Annotated in this window: 12 protein-coding genes; 4 read left to right on the forward strand and 8 right to left on the reverse strand. The window is 72.5% G+C overall.

What is annotated here, in order from left to right:
* The first annotated feature begins 56 nt into the window (after nt 1-56).
* On the forward strand, nt 57-2,621 hold the full coding sequence (gene valS / locus GA0070215_RS01025; protein WP_091040978.1) for a valine--tRNA ligase: 2,565 nt from the start codon (nt 57-59) through the stop codon (nt 2,619-2,621).
* A 108-nt stretch (nt 2,622-2,729) separates the two neighbouring features.
* Here valS and GA0070215_RS01030 read toward each other — a convergent pair whose 3' ends face one another.
* Genes GA0070215_RS01030 through GA0070215_RS01050 form a run of 5 tightly spaced genes read right to left on the reverse strand, consistent with a single transcriptional unit; the run spans nt 2,730 to nt 6,560 of the window.
* Complete coding sequence (locus tag GA0070215_RS01030) at nt 2,730-3,071, reverse strand: hypothetical protein (RefSeq protein WP_244166823.1); 342 nt, start codon at nt 3,069-3,071, stop codon at nt 2,730-2,732.
* A gap of 37 nt (nt 3,072-3,108) precedes the next feature.
* A complete protein-coding gene (locus GA0070215_RS01035) occupies nt 3,109-3,819 on the reverse strand; it encodes an ABC transporter permease (protein ID WP_018784681.1) in 711 nt (236 codons plus the stop codon).
* A complete protein-coding gene (locus GA0070215_RS01040; RefSeq protein ID WP_091040980.1) occupies nt 3,819-4,778 on the reverse strand; it encodes an ABC transporter ATP-binding protein in 960 nt (319 codons plus the stop codon). Before GA0070215_RS01040 ends, GA0070215_RS01035 begins: the two co-directional genes overlap by 1 nt.
* Nucleotides 4,775-5,653, reverse strand: coding sequence for an ABC transporter permease (locus GA0070215_RS01045; protein ID WP_018784679.1), 879 nt, complete (start codon nt 5,651-5,653; stop codon nt 4,775-4,777). Before GA0070215_RS01045 ends, GA0070215_RS01040 begins: the two co-directional genes overlap by 4 nt.
* Nucleotides 5,646-6,560, reverse strand: coding sequence for an ABC transporter ATP-binding protein (locus GA0070215_RS01050; protein WP_013288493.1), 915 nt, complete (start codon nt 6,558-6,560; stop codon nt 5,646-5,648). Before GA0070215_RS01050 ends, GA0070215_RS01045 begins: the two co-directional genes overlap by 8 nt.
* 301 nt (nt 6,561-6,861) lie before the next feature.
* Here GA0070215_RS01050 and cysC point away from each other — a divergent pair, with 301 nt between their 5' ends.
* From cysC to galT, 3 genes are all read left to right on the forward strand, one after another.
* Nucleotides 6,862-8,391: an adenylyl-sulfate kinase gene (gene cysC / locus GA0070215_RS01055; RefSeq protein ID WP_018784678.1), complete on the forward strand. Its 1,530-nt coding sequence runs from the start codon at nt 6,862-6,864 to the stop codon at nt 8,389-8,391.
* A 168-nt stretch (nt 8,392-8,559) separates the two neighbouring features.
* Nucleotides 8,560-9,348: a DeoR/GlpR family DNA-binding transcription regulator gene (locus GA0070215_RS01060; protein ID WP_018784677.1), complete on the forward strand. Its 789-nt coding sequence runs from the start codon at nt 8,560-8,562 to the stop codon at nt 9,346-9,348.
* Nucleotides 9,345-10,418 (forward strand): galactose-1-phosphate uridylyltransferase, encoded by a 1,074-nt coding sequence (gene galT, locus GA0070215_RS01065; RefSeq protein ID WP_091040982.1) that lies wholly within the window; start codon nt 9,345-9,347, stop codon nt 10,416-10,418. The genes GA0070215_RS01060 and galT overlap by 4 nt, the downstream gene beginning before the upstream one ends.
* A 341-nt stretch (nt 10,419-10,759) precedes the next feature.
* Here the strand turns inward: galT and GA0070215_RS01070 are convergent, their stop codons facing one another.
* The 3 genes from GA0070215_RS01070 to GA0070215_RS01080 form a co-directional block, all read right to left on the reverse strand.
* Nucleotides 10,760-11,977 (reverse strand): NADP-dependent isocitrate dehydrogenase, encoded by a 1,218-nt coding sequence (locus tag GA0070215_RS01070; protein WP_091040985.1) that lies wholly within the window; start codon nt 11,975-11,977, stop codon nt 10,760-10,762.
* 278 nt (nt 11,978-12,255) lie between these two features.
* Entirely contained in the window at nt 12,256-12,492 is a 237-nt protein-coding gene (locus GA0070215_RS28605; RefSeq protein WP_208600257.1) for a hypothetical protein, read from the reverse strand.
* 82 nt (nt 12,493-12,574) lie between these two features.
* The gene (locus GA0070215_RS01080; protein WP_018784673.1) at nt 12,575-13,525 is read right to left on the reverse strand and encodes a malate dehydrogenase; all 951 of its coding nucleotides are present in this window, start codon (nt 13,523-13,525) and stop codon (nt 12,575-12,577) included.
* Nucleotides 13,526-13,530 lie beyond the last annotated feature (5 nt).

Here is a 13,530-nt window from a genome sequence, read left to right on the forward strand (position 1 = left end):
GCGCGGCGGTGGGGAAAGTCGTGGAGTGGGGCGGGCGGGCTGCCTACCATCGGCTGATGACCGACACGACGAGGAGCGTCCGCGGCGGCGTCCCCGAGCGTCCGAGCCTGGACGGCCTCGAGGAGACCTGGGCCCGCCGCTGGCAGTCCGACGGCACGTACGCGTTCGACCGGACGAAGGAGCGGTCGGACGTGTACGCGATCGACACTCCCCCGCCGACCGTGTCGGGCGAGCTGCACATGGGGCACGTCTTCTCGTACACGCACACCGACACGGTGGCCCGGTTCCAGCGGATGCGCGGGCGCACCGTGTTCTACCCGATGGGCTGGGACGACAACGGGCTGCCCACCGAACGCCGGGTGCAGAACGTATACGGCGTGCGTCCCGACCCGGCGCTGCCGTACGACAGCGACTGGCGCCCGCCGGCCGCGCCGGTGAACGACGCGGCCCGGAAGAACCCGACACCGATCTCCCGGCGCAACTTCATCGAGCTGTGCGAACTGCTCACCGTCGAGGACGAGAAGGCGTTCGAGGCGCTGTGGCGGCGGCTCGGGCTGTCGGTGGACTGGTCGCTGACGTACACCACGATCGGGTCGGCGGCCCGCGCGGCCAGCCAACGCGCCTTCCTGCGCAACCTGGCGCGGGGCGAGGCGTACCAGGCCGAGGCGCCGACGCTGTGGGACGTCGGGTACGGGACCGCCGTCGCGCAGGCGGAGCTGGAGGACCGGGAGCGGCCCGGCGCGTACCACCGGCTGCGGTTCACCGGTCCGGACGGCCGCGAGGTGCTGATCGACACCACCCGCCCGGAACTGCTGCCGGCCTGCGTGGCGCTCGTCTGCCACCCCGACGACGAGCGGTACGCGGACCTGGTCGGCGCGGCTGCGCGTACCCCGGTGTTCGGGGTCGAGGTGCCGGTGCGCGCGCACCCGCTGGCGGACCCGGCCAAGGGCACGGGCATCGCGATGGTCTGCACGTTCGGTGACCTGGCCGACGTGACCTGGTGGCGTGAGCTGCGGCTGGACACCCGCGTGGTGATCGGCCGGGACGGCCGCCTGCTGCCGGAACCGCCGGCCGGCGTGCCGGCGGAGCCCTACGCGGTGCTGGCCGGGCAGACCGTCAACGGCGCCCGGCGGACGCTCGTGGAACTGCTGGCCGACGCGGGCGACCTGGTCGGCGAGCCGCGGCCGATCACCCACCCGGTGAAGTTCTACGAGCGCGGCGACCGGCCGCTGGAGATCGTCTCGACCCGGCAGTGGTATCTGCGCAACGGCGGACGGGACGCCGGCCTGCGCGAGGAACTGCTGGCCCGGGGGCGGGAGCTACGCTGGGTGCCGGAGCACATGCGGCACCGGTACGAGCACTGGGTGGGTGGCCTCACCGGCGACTGGCTGGTCAGCCGGCAGCGGTTCTTCGGCGTGCCGGTGCCGGTGTGGTACCGGCTCGACGACGCTGGCGAGCCGGACTGGTCCCACCCTCTCACACCGGACGAGGCGATGCTCCCGATCGATCCGACGAGCGAGCCGCCGCCCGGATACGAGGAGTCGCAGCGCGGCGAGCCGGGTGGTTTCACCGGCGACCCGGACGTGCTGGACACCTGGGCCACCTCGTCGCTGACGCCGCAGATCGTCGGCGGCTGGGAGACCGACCCGGACCTGTTCGCCCGGGTCTTCCCGATGGACCTGCGCCCGCAGGGGCACGACATCATCCGGACCTGGCTGTTCGCCACGGTGGCCCGGTCCCACCTGGAGCACGGCGCGCTGCCGTGGCACACGGCGGTGCTGTCCGGCTGGATCCTCGACCCGGACCGCAAGAAGATGTCGAAGTCCAAGGGCAACGTGGTCACGCCGATGGCGCTGCTGGAGAGCAACGGGTCCGACGCGGTCCGCTACTGGGCCGCCAACGGCAAGCCGGGCATGGACCTCGCCTTCGACCCGGCCCAGGTCAAGGTGGGCCGCCGGCTGGCCACCAAGCTGCTCAACGCGTCGCGGTTCGCGCTCGGGCTGGGTGCCGCCGACGCGCTGCGGGCCGCGGCGACCCAACCGCTGGACACCGCGATGCTCGCCGAACTGTCCGGCGTGGTCGCGACCGCGACCACCGCCTTCGACGCGTACGACCACACGGCCGCACTGATGGCCAGCGAGGCGTTCTTCTGGCGGTTCTGCGACGACTACATCGAGTTGGTGAAGGAGCGCGCCTACGGCTCCGGGGCGGCGGCCGACTCGGCCCGGGCGGCGCTGGCGACCGCGCTGTCGGTGCAGTTGCGCCTGTTCGCGCCGGTGCTGCCGTTCGTCACCGAGGAGGTCTGGTCGTGGTGGCGGTACGGCTCGGTGCACCGCTCCCCCTGGCCCACCACGTACGAGGTGGGCCGCGCGATGGCGGCGCCGGGCGACCCGGAACTGCTGCGGTTGGCGACGGACGCGCTGGGTCAGGTGCGCCGCGCAAAATCGGAGCGGAAGCTTTCGATGAAGGCGGACGTGCCGCTGGCCGAGGCGCTCGGACCGGCGGCGGTGCTCGACCGGCTGGGCGACGTCGCCGACGACCTGCGGTCGGCGGGCCGGATCGCGAAGCTGGACCTGCTGCCCGACCGCACCACCGAACTGGTCATCGCCTGCGCGTTCTGACCGCCGCCCCGGTGTAAGGAAGGGCCCCTTCTTAACGCCTGGCGTTGTAGAAGGGGCCCTTGTTAACGCCCCGAAGGGCCGGCCGGGCCGGCCCTTCGGATACGTGCCTCAGTCGGCCGCGCACGCCGCCTTGAGCTTGTCCCGGGCGGCGGTGAGATCCGCCTTGTCCGGCGCCCTGGCCCAACTGTCGGCGAGGTCGGTCATGGCGGCGGCGACCCCCTTCACCGCGCCGTTCACCTCGTCGCTGCCGGTGAAGGCGTGCGTGTAGAGCGTGGCCGCGCCGGCCGTGTACTGGGCGCTGACTGCCGAGTGGCCGGCCGGCGGGCCGATCTTCTCCGCCTCGGCCACCTCCTTGAGGGCAGCCGAGATGTCCGTCTCTGCCGTCGCGCAGGTCTTCCTGGTGGTCTCGTCGAGGCCCGCCGGCGCCGGGGTCACCGGCGGCACGGACATGGCGGCGGGGGCGGAGGGCGCCGCCGCGCCGGCGGGTTCAGCTCGTCTCGCCGGCCACGCTGAACGAGCGCAGGCGGTCGATCGCCAGCACCGTGAACCCGACCGCCACCAGAGCGGTGAGCACCGCCGCGACCGGCACCGAGACGGTGGTGCCGAGCAGCGGCGTCGGCGCCATCCGGTCGGCCAGGGCGATCACCCACTGCTGGATCGACAGCACCCGGGTGCCGCTGACGAACCGGCCCAGCAGCCCCTCCCAGATCAGCACGTAGACCAGGCCGAGCAGCACCGGCCGCCGGGTCACCAGGCTCAGCGCCAGGAACAGCGCCGAGTACGCCAGCGCGCCCGCCGCCGAGGCGGCGACCAGCGCCAGTCCGAGACGTACCGAATCGGCGAGCACGCCCGCGACGTAGATCGGGACGCCGACGGTGACCGCTGTGACGCCGGCCGCGACCGCCAGCTTCGGCAGCACGATCTGCCAGCGCGGCAGCGGCTTGGTGAGGATGTGCACGACGGTGCCGTCGTCGATCTCCGCGCCGAGCACGCCGGTGCCCACGATCAGCGCCACCACCGGCAGCACCACCGCGAGACCGAGGCCGACGAGCACCGGCGGGCCCCACTGTCCCGGGTCGACGCCGAGCGACCGGCAGAGTACCGCCAGGCCGATCAGGACCAGCGGCAACGGCAGCAGCATAAGGAACCGGCTCCGGCCGAACAGGCCGCGCGCGGTGATCCAGGTGACTGTCGACATCATGCCTCCACCAGATACGAGAAGACGCTCTCCAGCGACTCGTCCTCCGGCAGGAGCTGCCGGACCCGGATGCCGTGCCGGAGCGCGATCCGGGGCAGCGCCCGGGTGAACGCGCCGTAGTCGCCGGCCTTGACCGTCAGGCCGGTTCGGTCCAGCTCGACGCCGGAGACCGACGCCTCGGCCATCAGCGCCACCGCCAGCGCCCGGTCGTCGGTGGAGCGGACCCCGAACACGTGCGGCCGGTTGGTCATCAGGCGGCGGATGGTCCGGTAGTCGCCGGACGCGGCGAGCCGGCCGGCCACCATCACCTGGACCGTGCCGGAGACCTGCTCGACCTCCTCCAGGATGTGCGAGCTGAACAGGATGGTCCGCCCCGCGTCGCCGAGCCGGTGCAGCAGCGCCATCATGTGCAGCCGCTGGCGCGGGTCCATCCCGTTGAACGGCTCGTCGAGCAGCAGCACCTGCGGGTCGTGCACGAGCGCGGCGGCGACCCGGGTGCGCTGCCGCATGCCCTTGGAGTAGGTGCCGATCCGGCGGGTCTGGGCGTCCTCCATCTCGACCAGCTCGATCGCCCGCCGGGTGGCGGCCTCCGGGTCGGGCAGCCGGTGCAGCTTGGCGCTGGCGAGCACGAACTCGTACGCGCTGAGGAACGTGTGCACCGCCTCGCGCTCGCTGACCAGGCCGAGCCGCCGGTAGACGGCGGGGTTGCGCCAGGTCGGCTCCCCGTCCAGCGCCACTGTGCCGCGCGACGGGGACAGGAAGCCCGCCATCATGTGCAGCAGCGTGGTCTTCCCGGCGCCGTTGGGACCGAGCAGGCCGGTCACGCCGGGGCCGAGCCGCATGGTGACGTCGTTGACCGCCACCACGTTGCCGTACCAGCGGGAGACGCCCGCCAGGTCGAGCGTGCTCGTCGCGGCGGCGGGCGGGCCGGCCGTCGCCTGGGTGCTGATCGCCGTCATCGGGCGGCCACCTTCCGGTATCGCAGGAGCAGCAGGGCGACGCAGCCGGCGACCAGCAGAACGGCGGCCACGGCGTAGACCGGCCCGAAGTCGCCGATCGGCATGCCGCCCCGTCCCTGGGTCAGCCGGTCGCCGAGCGCCCAGTTGCCGACGCCCCCGACGAGCGTCGGCGGGGAGGCCACGAAGGCCAGCTGGTTGATCGTCTGCGAGGGCAGGATGGACAGCACGCCGACCACCGGGGTGGTCATCAGGAAGACGGCCACGATGCCGCCGGCGGCGAACGCGCGCTTGCCGGTGAGCGAGGCGACGAGCAGGGCGATCGAGGCGAACACCACCGCCCAGAGCCCGGCGTAGAGCAGCCCGGGCAGCAGGTCGAGCAGCTCGTCCCACACCCCGCGTACGCCCCGGTTCGTGGTGAACGCGGCACCGAGGAACATCACCAGCTGCGGACCGCCGAGCAGCAGCCACAGCGCGGTGACGAGCGCCAGCAGCTTGGACAGCGCGTAGTCGCCGCGCGGCAGCGGGCGGGAGAAGTACAGCGGCAGCACGCCGCTGCGCAGGTCGCGGGAAACCAGCTCGGGCGCGGCCACCGCGGCGAAGAAGATGACCAGCCAGCTCATCGCGTCGGCGAACTGGGCGTACGTCATCACCACCTCGCCGATCTGGCTGCGCACCGCGGTCACCCCGGCGGCCACCACAGTCACCACGGAGACGACCAGCCACGGGAAGATCTTGGCCTTGGCGCTGCGGCCCAGCCCGAAGACGGTACGCACGCCGTGCAGGTAGAGCGCGCCGAAGACCTGCCGACGGCCGAGCCGCGGACCGGTGTAACGCTGATAGCCGATGTCGTGGATGACCCCGGTCGCGTCAGACATGGCTGGGCTCCCTCGCGGCGAAGAGTTCGGCCACCCGGTGCCGCCGCTGGTCCAGCCGGTGCAGTGGCAGGTCCAGCTCGGCGACCGCGCCGAGGATCTGGTCGTAGGTGGCGTCGTCGGCGAGCGGGACGAGCAGCAGCCGCCCGTCGCGGGTCACCGGCAGGTCGAGCGCGGTGAGCCGGGCGGCCAGTTCCTCGGTGCCCTCGCTCACCTCGACGGCGAGCACGTCGGTGGCCGTGGTCATGGCGGACACCCGGTCGGCGCGCAGCAACCGGCCACCGTCGATGGCGACGAGCGTGTCGCAGATCCGCTCCACCTCGCCGAGCAGGTGCGAGCAGACCACCACCGAGATGCCGAACTCGGTGCCGATCCGGTGGATCAGGGCGAGCATGGCGTCCCGGCCGGCCGGGTCGAGGCCGTTCGTCGGCTCGTCGAGCAGCAGCAGGTCGGGATCGTGTACGAGCGCCTGGGCGAGCTTGACCCGCTGCTTCATGCCGGTGGAGTAGCCACCGACGGCCCGGTGCCGCTCCTCGTGCAGACCGACGTGGCGCAGCGCCTCGGAGGCCCGTTCCCGGGCGACGGTGCGCGGCAGCCCGCTGATCCGGCCCAGGTGGGTGACCAGCTCGGCGGCGGACAGGTCGGGCGGGAGGGCGTCGTGCTCGGGCATGTAGCCGACTCGGGCGCGGACCGCGGCGGGGTCGGTGGTGGGGTCGAGGCCGAGCACCTGCACCCGGCCGCTGGTCGGCGGGAGCAGACCCAGCAGGATCTTGATCAGAGTGGACTTGCCGGCGCCGTTCGCGCCCACCAGCCCGATGATCCCCGGCTCGACCGACACGGTGAGGTCGGCCAACGCGGTGACCCGGCCTCCATACGTCTTGGTCAGCGACTCGGTCGCGAGCAGTGTCACGCCGTTCAGCGTAGAACCCGGGCGCCTCGCCGGAGCCTCTCCCGACCCCGGCGATCCCCTGATCCTCGGCCACCGCGGCCCCTAGGTGGCGGGAGCCCGGTGGTGTGCTCTCGGCCGGTCGGCGCGCGCGGGCAGCCGTTCGCACGATCGACCGGCCGCCGCCCACCGGTGAGGATTCGGTCACCCCGGGTCGTCGTCGGCGCGGTCGCCGGACACGCGATCACCGGGAGGCCGGGTGGCGCTCTCGACCGATCGCCGGTGGGCTGCGAAACTGTGTGCCGGCCGGTGAGTTGGGGGTTCGATGAGCAACGGGTGGCTGCTGCCCGAGGACGTTCTGCGGGATGCGCCGTCGTACGCGCCCAGGCCCGCTGAACTGGCCGATCTCCAGTTGTTGCTGAGCGGGGCGTACGCTCCGCTCACCGGTTTCATGAGCCGGGCCGACCTGGCCTCGCTGAACCGGCGCGGCCGGCTGGCCGACGGCACACCGTGGCCGGTGCCGGTGACGCTCCAGGTGCCGGCGGCGCTCGCCGACGGGCTGGACCCGGCCGACCCGGCCCGCCGGGCGGTGGTGCTCACCGACGGCGAGGGCGCGCCGGTGGCGGCGATGGACGTGACCGACGTCTGGCCGGGCCGCGAGGGCATGGTGGGCGTCGGGGGCGCGGTGCGCCGCCTGGGCGACGGCGGTCACGGCCCGTTCCAGCGGCTGCGACGCGGCCCCGACGAGGTACGCGGGCTGCTGCCGCCGGGCCGGGTGCTCGGCGTGTTCGCCGACCGCCCGCTGCACCGGCCGCAGCTGGCGCAGATCGCGCACGCGGCCCGTACGCTCGGCGCGCACCTGCTGGTGATGATCCCGGTGGGCGAGGAGTCGATCAACGGCCTGCCGGCCGAGGCGCTGGTGCGCGGCGTGTTCGCCGCCCGCGACCGGATGCCCCCGGCGACGCTCGTGGCGGTGCCGCTGGCCCGGCGGCGCGACGAGATCAGTGACGCGCTGCTGCGGGCCCGGGTCGCCGCCGCGTACGGGGTGACCCACCTGCTCTCGACCGAGGGCATGCTCTCCGGCGCCGGTCTGCGCGTGCTGGTGCCCCGCGAGCTGGCCTACGACAACCGGGACGGGCAGTGGCGCTGGCGTGAGGACATCCCGCCGCGCAACCGGCGGCTGGCGCTGAGCACGCGCGAGATCGACGACCTGCTGGACCGGGGGTTCCCGCTGCCCGAGTGGCACACCCCGCCGGCGGTGGCGAAGGAACTGGCCCGGGCCCGCCCGCCGCGCCGGCACCGCGGTCTGGTGATCTTCCTGACCGGTCTGTCCGGCTCGGGCAAGTCGACGATCGCCCGAGGGCTGGCGGACGTGCTCCGCGAGCAGGGCGACCGCACGATCACGCTGCTCGACGGCGACGTGGTGCGGCGGGAACTCTCCGCCGGTCTGGGGTTCAGCAAGGCCGACCGGGATCTCAACGTGCGCCGGATCGGCTGGGTCGCCGCCGAGATCGCCCGGCACCGGGGCGTCGGCATCTGCTGCCCGATCGCGCCGTACGCGGCGGCGCGCGCCACCGCCCGGCAGATGGCGGAGACGGCCGGGGCGGGCTTCCTGCTGGTCCACGTGGCGACGCCGCTGGGGGTGTGTGAGCAGCGTGACCGCAAGGGCCTGTACGCCCGCGCCCGGGCCGGTCTGATCACCGGGATGACCGGGATCGACGACCCGTACGAGGAGCCCACGGACGCCGACCTGGTGGTGGACACCTCGGATCTGAGCGTCGAGGAGGCCATCGGGAAGGTGATGGAGCACCTGACCGAGACCGGCTGGGTGGAGCCCCGCCTCCAGCCCGCCTGACCGCCGGCCGCGTTCCGGCATCCCGCATCTCGACCGCCGTCGTCCGGCTTCCGGACGGCGGCGGTCTCGCATCACCCCTCTCTGCGCGGTAGTGTTCGCCTTTGTTGGAACACGTTCGACCGCGTGGAGCGTACGCGTGGTCGGTGAGGCGCGGAGGTGAGCCGGGGGATGCTGGCGCGGCAGCGGCAGACCGCCATCCTGGAACGACTGCGCCGCGCCGGTGGCGTCCGGGTCACCGAGCTGGCGGCCGAGTTCGGCGTCTCCGACATGACCATCCGGCGCGACCTGGACACGCTGCACGAACAGGGCCTGCTCGCCAAGGTGCACGGCGGCGCGACGCCCGCCGGCCCCGGCTCGACCGACGAGCCCGGCTTCCACGCCAAGTCCGTCCGCCAGTCCGCGGAGAAGGCCGCCATCGCCGAGCACGCCGCAGGGCTGGTCCGGCCCGGCGCCGCGATCGCGCTGTCCGCCGGCACCACCACCGCCGAGCTGGCCCGGCGGCTGGTGGACGTGCCCGGCCTCACAGTCGTCACCAACTCGCTGCCGGTGGCGGAGGCCCTGCACGTCGGTGGCCGGCCGGACCAGACGGTGGTGCTCACCGGCGGCGTCCGCACGCCGTCGGACGCGCTAGTCGGCCCGCTCGCCGTGGCCGCGATCGCCGCACTGCACCTGGACCTGCTCTTCCTCGGCGTGCACGGGATCAGCGAACGGGCCGGCTTCACCACGCCCAATCTGATGGAGGCGGACACGAACCGGGCACTCGTGGCGGCGGCGGACCGGCTGGTGGTGCTCGCTGACCACACCAAGTGGGGCACTGTCGGCATCTCGTCGATCGTGCCGCTGGACGCGGCGGACGTGCTGGTCACCGACGACCGATTGGCGCCCGAGGCTCGACGGGTACTCGAGGACAGGGTGGGCGAGCTGGTGACCGTGCCCACGACGAGGGGAGCGGAGTGAAGCGTACGCAGATCGCGCTGGCCGACGGTCGCGAGCTGATCTACTTCGACGAGCGGGACGACGCGGTCCGCGACCAGCCGGACCGGCGGGATCTGCCCCCTCCCCCGCCTGCCTCACAACTGCGGTACGACCCGCTGACCGACGAGTGGGTGGCGGTGGCGGTGCACCGGCAGACCCGGACCTTCCTGCCCCCGGCCGACCAGTGCCCGCTGTGCCCGTCCCGCGGCGAACGGCACAGCGAGATCCCGGCGCCCGGCTACGACGTGGTCGTGTTCGAGAACCGGTTCCCCTCGCTGAGCCAGCGGGTGGCCGACGAACCGGCCGAGATCACGCCGTTCACCCCGGTACGCCCCGCCCGCGGCAGGTGCGAGGTGGTCTGCTTCACCGACGACCACACCGCCTCGTTCGCCCGGCTCTCCCCGCAGCGGGTGCGGACGGTGCTCGACGTGCTCGCCGACCGCACCACCGCGTTGAGCGCGCTGCCCGGCGTGGAGCAGGTCTTCCCGTTCGAGAACCGGGGCGTGGAGATCGGGGTGACGCTGCACCACCCGCACGGGCAGATCTACGCGTACCCGTTCGTCACGCCGCGCACCCGGACGATGCTGGCCGCCGCCCGGCGGTACGCCGACCGCACCGGGGGCAACCTCTACGCCGACGTGCTCGCCGCCGAACGGGCCACCGGGGAGCGGGTGGTGACGAGCAACGAGCACTGGACCGCGTACGTCCCGGCGGCGGCCCGCTGGCCGTTCGAGGTGCACGTGGCGCCGCACCGGCCGGTGCCGGACATCCCGGCGCTCGACGACGCCGAGCGGGACGCCTTCGGGCCGCTCTACCTGGACCTGTTGCGCCGCTTCGACGGGCTGTTCGACCTGCCGATGCCGTACATCGCGGCCTGGCACCAGGCACCGGTACGGATCGACCGGGAGCTGGGCCACCTGCACCTTCAGCTGTTCAGCATCCGGCGGGCCAGGGACAAGCTGAAGTACCTGGCCGGGTCGGAGTCCGGCATGGGCGTGTTCATCAACGACATCGCCCCGGAACGAGCCGCCGACCTGCTCCGCACCGCTTGAAAGGACGGGCCCCCTATTAACGCCTGCGGTAGAGGAAGGGCCCCTTCTTAACCACCACGGCCGAGCATGGGGGCGCGGGGGGCCCGGGACAGGACCCCCCGCAGGGAAGGGACGGCTGGCTGCGGTCAGCAGCCGCGAAGGTCGGGCCGGGCGGCGCAAGGCCACGGCCCACCTTCCTGGACGCGACTGGCATCTCGTCCACCCTGTCAACGAGGGCGCACCGGACGAAGTCACGCCGTCCCGGCGTCGTCCGGTCGACACGCCGGGCCGTCGGTCCCGAGAGTGTTAAGAAGGGCCCCTTCTACAACGCGAGGCGTTAACAAGGGGCCCTTCCTTACGCGTCAGGCGGCGAGCTTGCGCGCCAGGTTCTCGTCGAGCGCGTTCATGAACTCGTCGGTGGTCAGCCACGGGGCGTCCCGCGAGATGAGCAGCGCGAGGTCCTTGGTCATCTGGCCGCCCTCGACGGTCTCCACGATGACCTTCTCCAGCGTGTCGGCGAACTGGGTGACCGCCGGGGTGCCGTCCAGCTTGCCCCGGTGGGCCAGGCCCCGGGTCCAGGCGTAGATCGAGGCGATCGGGTTGGTCGAGGTCTTCTCGCCCTTCTGGTACTGCCGGTAGTGCCGGGTGACGGTGCCGTGCGCGGCCTCGGCCTCGACGGTGCGGCCGTCCGGGGAGAGCAGCACCGAGGTCATCAGGCCGAGCGAGCCGAAGCCCTGCGCGACGGTGTCGGACTGCACGTCGCCGTCGTAGTTCTTGCACGCCCAGACGTACCCGCCCTCCCACTTGAGCGCGGCGGCGACCATGTCGTCGATCAGCCGGTGCTCGTAGGTCAGGCCGGCGGCGTCGAACTCGGCCTTGAACTCGTTCTCGAACACCTCGGCGAAGATGTCCTTGAACCGGCCGTCGTACGCCTTGAGGATGGTGTTCTTGGTCGACATGTAGACCGGGTAGCCGCGGTCCAGGCCGTACCGGAACGAGGCGCGGGCGAAGTCCCGGATCGACTCGTCGTAGTTGTACATGCCCATGGCGATGCCGCCGCCGGGAAAGTTGGCGACCTCCATCTCCATCGGGGTGCCGCCGTCGGCCGGGGTGTAGGTGATGGTCACCGTGCCCGGGCCGGGGACGACGAAGTCGGTGGCCTTGTACTGGTCGCCGTGCGCGTGCCGGCCGATGATGATCGGCTTGGTCCAGCCCGGGACGAGCCGCGGCACGTTCGACATGATGATCGGCTCGCGGAAGACCACACCGCCGAGGATGTTGCGGATGGTGCCGTTCGGCGACCGCCACATCTTCTTCAGGCCGAACTCCTCCACCCGGGCCTCGTCCGGGGTGATGGTGGCGCACTTGACGCCGACGCCGTGCTCCTTGATGGCGTTGGCGGCGTCGACGGTGACCTGGTCGTCGGTGGCGTCACGGTGCTGGATCGACAGGTCGTAGTAGTGCAGGTCGACGTCGAGGTAGGGCAGGATCAGCTGCTCCCGGATCTGCTTCCAGATGATCCGGGTCATCTCATCGCCGTCGATCTCCACGACCGGGTTGTTTACCTTGATCTTCGCCATCGGCCGGCGCTCCTCTCGGGGGACACGTGCTCAAGCAGTACGAGCGTACTGGAAACTGGCCGGCAGTCCCCAGGCGGCCCGGGTGGACCGACGGAAAAGCGGGCTGCGCCGCGACCCGCTGGCATCGTCGGCCGACGCCGCGCAGCCGCACCATCGGGTCTATCACGGTCATTGCACTCTCCGACGGCGAGGGCCCTTCTTCCAGCCTCGCGGCGAGGCGTTTCCCGATGCCACGCAGGCGCACTGGCAGGCCGCCGACCGGCTCGACCCGGGGTCCGTCACCGACGACGGCCGTGGAGCTGTTCCACCCGGCGCTGCCGGCCCGGCTGCTGACGCCGTTGCGCGCCGCCGGCCGGCTGCGGGTGGTCGAGGGCGAGACGTCCCTCGCCCCGGGGGTACGGCTGCTGCACACGCCCGGCCACCAGTCGGTGCTCGTCCCCCCACCCTCCACCGGCCGCCGCGTCGATCATGAGGTTGGCGGCGGGAACGGAGATCGACTCAGCCGTCAACTTCATGATCGACGGGGTGGCCGGTGGGTGCGGACGGCGCAGGCCCGCCGGCGGAGCCGGCGGGCCTGCGCCACGCAGCGGTCGGGTGTCACATGCTGGCGACGTCGCCCTGCTTGGCGCGGACGGCCTCGGCGGCCCCCTTCAGCGCGGCCAGCTCGTCGGCGTCCAGGTCGGTCTCGACGACCCGCTTCACGCCCTCGGCGCCGATCTCGGCCTCGACGCCCAGGTAGACGCCGGAGATGCCGTACTCGCCGTCGACCCAGGCGCAGACCGGCATGACCGCGCCGGAGTCCTCGGCCACGGCCTTCGCCATCCGGGCCGCGGCGGCGGACGGGGCGTAGTACGCGGAACCGGTCTTGAGCAGCGCGACGACCTCGGCGCCACCGTTGCGGGTCTTGACGACCAGCTCCTCGATCTGCTCGGCCGGCATGACGTCACGCAGCGGCTTGCCGTTCACGGTGCTCTTGGACGGCACCGGGACCATGGTGTCGCCGTGCGAGCCGAGCGTCAGGGTCCGTACCGACTTCACCGGCACGCTCAGCGCCTCGGCGACGAAGTTGGTGAACCGGGCGGTGTCCAGCATGCCCGCCTGGCCGAGCACCCGGTTCTTCGGGAACTGGGTGGCGAGCTGGGCCAGCGCGGTCATCTCGTCGAGCGGGTTCGACACCACGATGACGACGGCGTTCGGGGCGTACTTGGCGACGTTCTCGGAGACCTGCCGGACGATCTTGGCGTTGGTCTCCAGCAGGTCCATCCGGCTCATGCCCGGCTTGCGCGGCAGGCCGGCGGTGATGACGACGACGTCCGAGCCCTCGATGGCGTCGTAGCCCTCGCCGTTCGGGCCGGTGGTGACGCCGACGACAGTGGTCTCGAAGCCCTCGACCGCGCGGGACTGGTTGAGGTCGAGCGCGAGACCCGCCGGCTTACCCTCCACGATGTCGGTGATGACGACGGTGTCGAAGACGTCGTACTCGGCCAGGCGCTGTGCGGTGGTGGAGCCGTAGAAACCGGCGCCGACGACAGTGACCTTCTTACCCATGGTCG

Origin of the sequence: Micromonospora marina (assembly GCF_900091565.1) — a bacterium.
Classification (GTDB): domain Bacteria; phylum Actinomycetota; class Actinomycetes; order Mycobacteriales; family Micromonosporaceae; genus Micromonospora; species Micromonospora marina.